The organism is Rhodosalinus halophilus (assembly GCF_003298775.1).
Taxonomy (GTDB): Bacteria; Pseudomonadota; Alphaproteobacteria; order Rhodobacterales; family Rhodobacteraceae; genus Rhodosalinus; species Rhodosalinus halophilus.
Genome location: NZ_QNTQ01000002.1, coordinates 295,042 through 303,257, shown reverse-complemented (window position 1 = coordinate 303,257; position 8,216 = coordinate 295,042). Strand labels below are relative to the sequence as shown.

Below are 8,216 nucleotides of genomic sequence, written 5' to 3'. Positions count from 1 at the left end.
GTGGCCTCGTCGAAGACGATGAGATCGGCGTCGTGGTAGAGCGCGCGGGCGATGCCGATGCGCTGGCGCTGCCCGCCGGAGAGGCGCACGCCGCGCTCGCCGACGAGGGTCTCGTAGCCCTCGGGGAGCTCTTCGGTCACGAAGGTGTCGATCTGCGCGATGCGGGCGGCGCGGCGCAGGCGCTCGGGGTCGATCTCCTCCGGTGGCAGGCCGAGCGCGATGTTCTCGGCGACGCTCGCGTCGGTGAGGAAGATGTCCTGCGGGACGTAGCCCACGGTCTGCTGCCAGGCGCGGATGGTCTCGTCGGTGATCGCGCGGCCGTCGGTGGTGAGGCGCCCCTCGCTCGGGCGCAGCAGGCCGAGGATGATGTCGGCGAGCGTCGTCTTGCCCGCGCCCGTGCTGCCGACGACGCCGATCTTCTCGCCCGCGCGGATGGTGAGCGAGACCTGCGACAGCCCGGCGTGCGCGGCGTTGGGGTAGCGGTAGGAGACCTCCTCGAGCGCGAGCGCGCGGGAGAGGCCGAGGGCCGCGGGGGCAGCGCGGGGCAGGGCGCCCCCGGTCTTGGACGTCAGGTCGCGGTGGACGGTCTCGACGGCGGCCTCGCCGGAGTTGAGCTGCGTGAGGCTCTGGTAGAGCTTCGAGAGCTCGGGCAGCATCCGCTGTCCGGCGAAGGCGAAGAGGCCGAGGAGCGGCAGGAGGCCGCCCAGCGCTTCGCCGGAGGCGAGGCCGGCGGGATCCATGAGCACGAGGCAGAGGACGATGATGCCCCCGAAGCCCACCGCCTGCATCACGTATTGTGGCACCAGGCCCAGCACCTGCACGATGATCATGGCCCGCACCATCCGCTCCGAGGGGTCGCGGTAGCGCGCGACATAGGCGGCCTCGCGGCCGAGGAGCTTGATGTCCTTCACCCCGCCCAGCGCCTCGTTGGCGAGCCGGAAGCGGCCACGGTTGGCCTCTGCCCGCGCACGGCCCTGCCGCGCGATGAGGCGCCGGCTGAGCAGGAAGGTGCCGCCGTAGATCGAGCCCAGGACAGTGAAGGCGATCAGCGCGACCAGCGGGTTGACGTAGAGGACGACACTGACGATCGCGACGACAGTGAAGAGCGCCGCGACCGCCTCCGCCGCCGGGCGGAAGAACTGGTTCACGACCTCCATGCTCTCGGCGAGGATCTGGGTGCTCATCTCGCCGGTGTGGTGGTCGAGGAAATACTCGTAAGGTTGCCGAAGGTAGGCCGCGAGCAGCCGGTAGCTCAGCGTGTGCACGCGCATCAGCGCGAAGCGCGCGACTGCCCAGGTCCGCAGGATCTGCACGAGGTTCGCCAGCACGATGACGCCAAGCGAGGCGAGCCCGAGACCGATCAGGAAGCCGAAGTCGGTCTCAAAACCACCCGCGCGGTAGGCCCAGGCCAGCGCCGGCACCTCGCGGATGCGCTCCGGGTCGGCGAGCACCGAGAGAAACGGCATGATCGAGCCCACCATCGCCGCCGAGGACAGCGCCGCGACGACCACGATCGCGAGCACGATCCAGGCGTTGCGCCGCTCGCGCGCGTCGAGGAGCGCCCAGGCCTTGCGCCAGGTCTCGAGGCTCATGACTGGATCACTCCGCTGCGAACGTCATGGAGGTCAGAGCCGCGATCACCGCGGCGCGGGGGTCGGAAGGGGCAGGCGGAGCGGTGCGTCATTGCTGCCTCGGCGCGCGCGGCCCTGGAAAAAGACGCGGCACGACGAGCACGAGGATCGTCGGCCAGAGCAGGGTCAGCGCGTAGTCGCCCGCGGCATCCGCCCAGTGCACGGCACCCGTCCAGCCGATCCAGTCCACTGCGTCCATCACCTCGTTGGCGCCCTGCAGCGCGAAGACCCCGAGCCAGGCGAGACGGAGCCCATGCCGGCGCCGGCGCAAGGCCAGCGCGAGGAGCAGGAAGGCCGCGAGCCCGAAATGCACATGCGCGGCACCGTCCGAGAGCCCGGTCGCGTCGAGAAACGCCTGCTTGCCTTCGTGCCACCATCCGCTCAGTGCCGCTCCTCCGCGGGCTCAGGCCGGGTGCCCGCCGGCGACGACCTGCCGCCGCGGGCGTTCACGGGGACAAACGCCCGATAACGCAAAACAAACGCCTCGGCGTCACTTTGCCCAGTTCGCGAGACGCAGCCCGCTGACGCGGGCAAACTCGCCTTCATTGTGCGTGACGAGGCACAAGCCTCTGGAGCGGGCATGACCCGCAATCATGACATCGAAGGGTCCAATCGGATTTCCAGCCGAAGCGAGCTCGGCACGGATCTGCCCGGCATGTTCGGCAGCGCTCAGGTCGAAGTCCAGGATCTCGATGCGCCCAAGCAGACCTTCGACAACGTCAAGATTGCGGCGCACGGCTTGTGACTTGTGCGCACCGTAGAGGAGCTCCATGGCCGTGACGCTCGATGCACAGATCTCGCCATCATGCGCCTCGAAGTGTTGCCGAACCACGTCAGGTTTGTTTTTGACGGTATAGATCAGGATATTTGTATCCAAGATGTACCGCAGCATCAGAGCGCTGCACGCTCCTGGTCTGCCGGCTGCTCACGATCCGTCATGAAATCGTCGCTGACACCCTCACCATCGAACCATGCCGCCCAGCTTTGCTCGGAGGGTGTGATGACCCAGCTTCGGCCGCGGCGCTGAATATCCACACTCGTGGTGCCGTCAGGCAGGCGCACCGACTTCGGGAAACGGACGGCTTGCGTCTTGTTCGTCATGAATACCGATCCACGTTCCATGTCACACCTCCCGCTTCGGACTCCGCGCACCGTAGATGGCGCACCGTAGATGCTCGTATATACATGTAGTATATACTTCCGCAGGCGTCAACCATTCGCGCTCTGGCCGTCGCCGCCCTTGCCCTCAATTGGCCTCTCGAGGTCCGATTGCCAGATAACGTGAACTCCGGGCCTCGGGCCACGAATCCCGAGCCACGCGCCGCCCCCGCGCAGGGCCGAACCGCGTCATTCCGCCCCCGGCGCGCGCTTTCGCGCTGCCGCGGGCGACGCGGGATCGCGCTCCCCGGCGAGCTCGGCCTCCAGCGCCGCGATCTCGGCCTGGAGCCGCTCGTACTCGGCGAGCTTGCGGCGCAGGAAGCGCGCGGTGAGGCGGGACTTCGCCTCGAGGCCTGTCGGCGTGAGCACATAGGCGTAGCGCAGCTTGTTGTTCGAGGCGCGGAAGTTGCGGACCTTCACGAGGCCCTTCTCGCCCAGCGCCCGCAGGCAGTAGTTCACCGCGCCCAGGCTGATGCCGGTGCGCCGCGCGAGATCGCGCTGGCTCGCCGCGGGCTCGGCGTCGATCGCGCGCAGCAGCTCCGTGTCGCGCTCGGTGAGCTGGTCGAGAGAGGCGTCGCGGACGGGTTTCGCCATGGCTACCGCACCGGGACTTGCCGCGCCTTGCGGGCCCGATGACGCGATGCGTTCATGCGTGAACGCCTACGCCGCGCGCGGATCGATTGCAAGGGGGGAGGGCGCCTCTGCGCGGCCGAGCGGGGCGCCCGTCGCGCAACCCGGGCGGAGGGTCGCGCGCCGGGCGGACGGGGTCAATGCCGCGCCCCCGGTCCCGCGCCCGGTTTGCCCGCAGCTGCCGCGACGGCAGGCAGCGGGGCCCGGTCAGTCGCCGAGCGCGCTGCGCGCGGTGTTGATCAGGACCGGGAAGAACTGGCGCAGGGCGCGGTTCCACCGGGTGATCGGCTGCTCCTCGATGAAGACGACGTCGTCGGGGCGCATCTCGAAGCGCGCGGCGAGGGTGAAGGCGGCCGGGTTGCGCGCGTCGAGATGCCAGGCGGTGACCGCGCCGAACTCCTCCGGCTCCGGCGAGGGGCGCAGCACGTAGATGTGCGAGGGATTGCCCGTGGTGACGTCGAAGCCGCCCGCCTCGAAGAGGATGTCGGCCAGCGAGGCCTTCTGTCCGAAGGGCAGCGGCAGGCGGGTCTGGTTTGCGATCTCGCCGCTCAGATAGACGTAGTCGCGCGCCTCGGCGCCGAGATCGAGCCGCGTCTGAAAGTTCGACCGGCGCTCGTTCAGCGCCGCCTGGCGGAAGGCGATCTCGGCCTGCAACTCCTGGAAGGCCTGCTGCCGCGACTGGCGCTCGAGCGCGATCACGTCGATCTGCTGGCGGAAGTATTCCAGCGCCCGGTCGTAGTCGTAGGTGAGATCGACGAAGACCGCGTCGCCCGAGCGCAGGATGGTGTCCTGGAGATCGGCGTCGTCGTCGAACTCTGCCACCGGGATCTCGTAGAGTGAGCCGTTGCGGAAGATGCGGATCGTGGCGAAGCGCGTGTCCGGCACCGCGAGCCCGCCCGCGGCGGCGATGGCGAGGCGCAGCGTGAGCGGCTGCAGCGTGATCGGCACGACCGAGGGGCTGCCGACCGCGCCGCCGACGACGACCTTGTGGGCGTTGAAGTCCTGTACCTCGAGCGAGAAGGCCGGGTTCATGCCGTTCGCGAGCAGCATCTCGAAAAGCTCGTTCTCGGCCTCCTCGAGGGTGAGCCCGCCGATGCGCGGCGCGCCCACGTCGGGGATCGAGATCGTGCCGTCGTCGCGCACCGTGAAGCCCTGGCGCTGGGTCTGCGCGGCCAGCAGGCCGCTCAGCTGCTCGACGGTCGAGCCCGCGCTCTTGGTGGCCAGCAGCACGACGTCGCCCACGCCGATGCGGTAGGGCGCGGGCTCCAGCGGCGGGGGCGGGCGCAGCACCGGTTCGCGGTAGCGCGCGTCGGGCACGCGCGGCGCGTCGGGCAGGGCGGCGGGCTGGCGCATCTGGCCCGCGCCGCTCGCGGTCTCGTAGAAGGCCTGCGGCAGGCGCTGCGGCGTGTAGGGCGCGCGATTGGCCATCAGCACGCTCTGCGAGCTGATCGTCATCACGCGGACGGGGACGTCCTCGCTCTGGTTGCGCACGGAGGGGCTGACGTAGGTTATCCCGCAGGATGCGGTCGTGAGGGCCACGGCCATCAGCACGGCGAACGGGGCGCGACGCGTCATTCCGGGTTTTCCTTCTGCTCGAGTCCGGGGCCGCTTGTGGCGCGGGCCGTTCCGGAGTTTTTTCTCTCTTCTAGCGTATCAGGTGTTCGATCTCCACATACCCGAGATCAGGGCTCGCCCATTGGTGCGACTTCCAGATCACGCCGTCGGGGCCCAGCCAATAGGTGTTCGTCACCGCGTGATCGGGATTGGTGCAGCGCTCCGTGACCCGCGTGACGGGGCGCGCACGGCCCAGGATCTCGAGGCGCTCGGGGCGGCGGGTCTCGATGCGGCAGAGCAAGGTCGCGAAGACCGGGCGGTCCTCGCCGTCGAGCCAGCTGAAAAAGCGCGGCGCCCAGTCGGCCCCGCCGCGGACGAGGCGCGCGCGTGTCCTCCCCGGCTCCGCGCTCATCAGGTCGTGCCCCAGCCCGCGGGTGGCCACGAGGATGCCGTCCTCGAGCGAGATCGCGCGCGCGTCCACCGTGCTCCAGGTCGTGACAGGCCCGTTGCGGGCGGAGACGCGCATGAGCGCGGCCGCGCCGAGCGCGGGCACCTCGAGAAGGGCGACCGGTTCGCCCAGCGTCTCGAGCGCCGCCCGGTCGAGCGCGGGGCGCAGGTCTGGCGTGACCACGACCCGCTGGGGCGCGCAGGCCGCCGCCACGAGGAGCGTGCAGAGCGCGAGGAGCCGCCTCATCGCCAGAACCTCCCCCAGTCCTCGCGCAACCCGGTGCGGTGGGCCTCGCGAATCTTCTCGTAGAGGCGGTGGTCGACGTCGAGGCGCTGGCCGCCGTCGCGCTGGACGGGCCGGATGACCGTCGAGACGCTGCGGCGGTCCTCCTGGCCGGTGATCCAGTCGAGCGGGATGGTGAGGCGAAGCCCCTTGTCGAAGGAGCCCTCGCCGAAGTCGTCGAAGGGGACGTCGGTTAGCGTCGCGAAGGCGCCGACGCGCCAGCCGTTGGCGAACTCGCGGTCGACCGTGAGCGTGGCGCCCCAGTCGCCGGCGAGGTAGCGGCCCGCGTCGACCTGGGTGTGAAATCCGTTGCCCATGTCCCAGTAGAGCGAGGCGTGGCCGGTGGCGACCTCGTAGTCGCGGAAGCCGAAGCCCTGGTCGAAGTCGCGCTGCTTGACGTAGTTGACCTCGAGCCCCAGCGCGAGAGGGCTCTCCACCTCCTTCCAGAGCAGCTCGCCCGAAACCCCGCCGAACATGCGCTCGAGATAGCCGAAGCTCAGCCGGCCGTAGAGGTTTTCGCGCGGCTGGAAGAAGTAGTTGGCGCTGAGCTCGGTGAGCGCGGGGTCGCCCTCGCGGTCGTAGATGTTGAACTCCGAGCGCACGCGCGGAAGAACGGAGGTCGAGGGGCGGTCGGACTCGTCGAGATTGCCGATCACCTTCTTCTGGACGCGGCCCGCAATCAGCCAGCCCGGCGCCGGCTCCCACTCGGCCCCGAGCGCGATCCCGGCGTCGGCGCGGATCGGCGCGTCGGGGTCGAAGAGGCTCGGCGAGATGTAGGGCTCGATCCGCGTCTCGAAGCGCGGGTAGCGGCCGGGAACCGGACTCTCGGCCGGGCGCGCGCCCTCGATCCGGGCACGGGCGAAGCTCGCCCAGACGTTGTCGTAGGCGAACTCCAGCTCCTCGAGATCGGAGCGCCGGATGGTGATCGCCGATCCGGCGACGCCGTCGAAGACCGGCACCACGGTCAGCGTCTCGACCGACGCGGGCAGAAGGCCCGTCAGCGCGCGCGCCGTGCGCCCCACGGCCTGCGCCGTGGCCCGGTAGCGCAGGTTCTCGATCTCGATGCGCAGATGCGTGCGGCGCAGGTCGAAGGCGTGCAGGCGCACGCCCTCCGCCGCGAGCGCCGCGGCGGCGCGGTCGCGAAGGCCGGGCGCGGCCGCGCCGAGATCCCATCCCAGATCGGCAGCGCTCGCCGGCCCGCGCGGGACGACCGGCGGGGGGGCTGCGCCCCGTCCGCTGCCGAAGGGCCGCGTCGCGGGATCCGTGGCGAAGGTGACCTGGGCCCCGAACTCGGCGCCGTAGAGATAGTTGAGCCCGAGCGTGATGCCGGGGCGCAGGTCGTATTGCGCCCCGAAGTTGAGCGGCGAGCGCCGGTCGAAGGCGGCGCCGTCCTCGTTCGGGTAGGCGTCGGAGGAATATTCCGCGAGAAGCGTCAGCCGGTCGGTCGCCTGCCATTCGAGCCCGCCGAAGAGCGCCGCGTCGCCGCGGAACCACTGCGCGGTGCGGACCTCGCCGCCCAGGCCGCTGTCGCGTTCGGGGCGGTCCTCGAAGCGGTCGCCGAGGATGCCCAGAGGGTTCGTGAAGCCGCCTTCGGTGCCGAGCCGGCCCCAGCCCAGGCCGCCGGTCACGCGCAGGCGGTCGGAAAAGGTCTTGGAGGCGACGACGTATTCGGAGGAGTAGAGGCCGGTGCCCAGGAAGTCGTTGAGGCCCACGGCCACTGCCGGCCGCGTCGCGGTCTCCTCGAAAAGACGGTATTGCAGCGAGAAGCTGCGGTCGAAGCGGAAATCGACCACGGCGCCGTCGGGGCCGCCGGGCCGGATGTCGTAGAGGTTGGCGTAGCGAAAGCTCGCCGAGAGCCGCGGCGTCACCTGGAAGGTGAGCGTGCTGCGCGTCTGGTTGCGGAAATGGCTCAACGTGAAGGCGAGCTCGCCGTCGCGGCGCGAGCGCGCCGTCGGCATGTCGATCAGGCCCGGCGTCCCGTAGGTGTTGAAGCCCGCCTCTGGCGGAAGCTCCTGCGCGGGCCCCGGGGCCGCGCAGAGAAGCGCCACGAGCGGCGCCGCGGCGGGGGCGAGGCGCGCGAACGCGCGGCGCCGCCGGCGGCGGACGGGCAGGGCGCCCGCGGTGCGCGGGGCGCCGGGCGTCAGGGTCCCAACGATGTCTGCTCTCCTGCTCGCGTTTCTTGTCACGATGTTGGCCATCGCTCTACGCTTTACGATATTGCATATCGCATGATTCCGTCTGACGCCATATGCGCGGGCGAATCGGGGGCGCGCCGCGGCGTTCCGGCCGATAGACTGCGGCACGGAAACAACAGATCGCGGGCAGGATTTGTAATTACGGACCGCGCGCACGCGTATTCGCGCATGGGAATTCAGCGTCGAGCGCGCCCGTCACAGGCCGTGCGGGCGCGGCTGCGGGCGCCAAGCTCTCGCAGCGTCAAGCTTTTTGCGGGCGTCCGGGCGCGCTGCGCGAGCGCAGATCCTGCCCGCTTCGCGGGCGCCCGGCGAAAAGCG

The 8,216-nt window shown here is 70.3% G+C and carries 8 protein-coding genes; all 8 read right to left on the bottom strand.

Annotated elements, in window-relative coordinates:
* Positions 1-1,592: ABC transporter ATP-binding protein (locus DRV85_RS03580; protein WP_147238804.1), on the bottom strand; the 1,592-nt coding region annotated here is incomplete at its 3' end.
* An 88-nt stretch (positions 1,593-1,680) separates the two neighbouring features.
* Positions 1,681-1,944: a hypothetical protein gene (locus DRV85_RS03575; RefSeq protein ID WP_113288062.1), complete on the bottom strand. Its 264-nt coding sequence runs from the start codon at positions 1,942-1,944 to the stop codon at positions 1,681-1,683.
* A 177-nt stretch (positions 1,945-2,121) separates the two neighbouring features.
* Positions 2,122-2,523, bottom strand: a complete 402-nt coding sequence (gene vapC, locus DRV85_RS03570) for a type II toxin-antitoxin system tRNA(fMet)-specific endonuclease VapC (RefSeq protein ID WP_113288061.1) — start codon at positions 2,521-2,523, stop codon at positions 2,122-2,124.
* Positions 2,523-2,753, bottom strand: coding sequence for a type II toxin-antitoxin system VapB family antitoxin (gene vapB, locus DRV85_RS03565; protein ID WP_113288060.1), 231 nt, complete (start codon positions 2,751-2,753; stop codon positions 2,523-2,525). Before vapB ends, vapC begins: the two co-directional genes overlap by 1 nt.
* A gap of 225 nt (positions 2,754-2,978) precedes the next feature.
* Positions 2,979-3,383 (bottom strand): MarR family EPS-associated transcriptional regulator, encoded by a 405-nt coding sequence (locus DRV85_RS03560; RefSeq protein WP_113288059.1) that lies wholly within the window; start codon positions 3,381-3,383, stop codon positions 2,979-2,981.
* 243 nt (positions 3,384-3,626) lie between these two features.
* The gene (locus DRV85_RS03555; protein WP_233495388.1) at positions 3,627-4,994 is read right to left on the bottom strand and encodes a polysaccharide biosynthesis/export family protein; all 1,368 of its coding nucleotides are present in this window, start codon (positions 4,992-4,994) and stop codon (positions 3,627-3,629) included.
* Positions 4,995-5,064: 70 nt separating this feature from the next.
* On the bottom strand, positions 5,065-5,667 hold the full coding sequence (locus DRV85_RS03550) for a YjbF family lipoprotein (protein ID WP_113288058.1): 603 nt from the start codon (positions 5,665-5,667) through the stop codon (positions 5,065-5,067).
* Positions 5,664-7,751, bottom strand: a complete 2,088-nt coding sequence (locus tag DRV85_RS03545; RefSeq protein WP_233495387.1) for a YjbH domain-containing protein — start codon at positions 7,749-7,751, stop codon at positions 5,664-5,666. Before DRV85_RS03545 ends, DRV85_RS03550 begins: the two co-directional genes overlap by 4 nt.
* Between the last annotated feature and the right edge of the window lie 465 nt (positions 7,752-8,216).

Coding starts and splice junctions, on each gene's coding strand:
- DRV85_RS03555 (WP_233495388.1), bottom strand. CDS start 4,994: ATGACGCGTCGCGCCCCGTTCGCCGTGCTGATGGCCGTGGCCCTCACG.
- DRV85_RS03560 (WP_113288059.1), bottom strand. CDS start 3,383: ATGGCGAAACCCGTCCGCGACGCCTCTCTCGACCAGCTCACCGAGCGC.
- vapC (WP_113288061.1), bottom strand. CDS start 2,523: ATGCTGCGGTACATCTTGGATACAAATATCCTGATCTATACCGTCAAA.
- vapB (WP_113288060.1), bottom strand. CDS start 2,753: ATGGAACGTGGATCGGTATTCATGACGAACAAGACGCAAGCCGTCCGT.
- DRV85_RS03550 (WP_113288058.1), bottom strand. CDS start 5,667: ATGAGGCGGCTCCTCGCGCTCTGCACGCTCCTCGTGGCGGCGGCCTGC.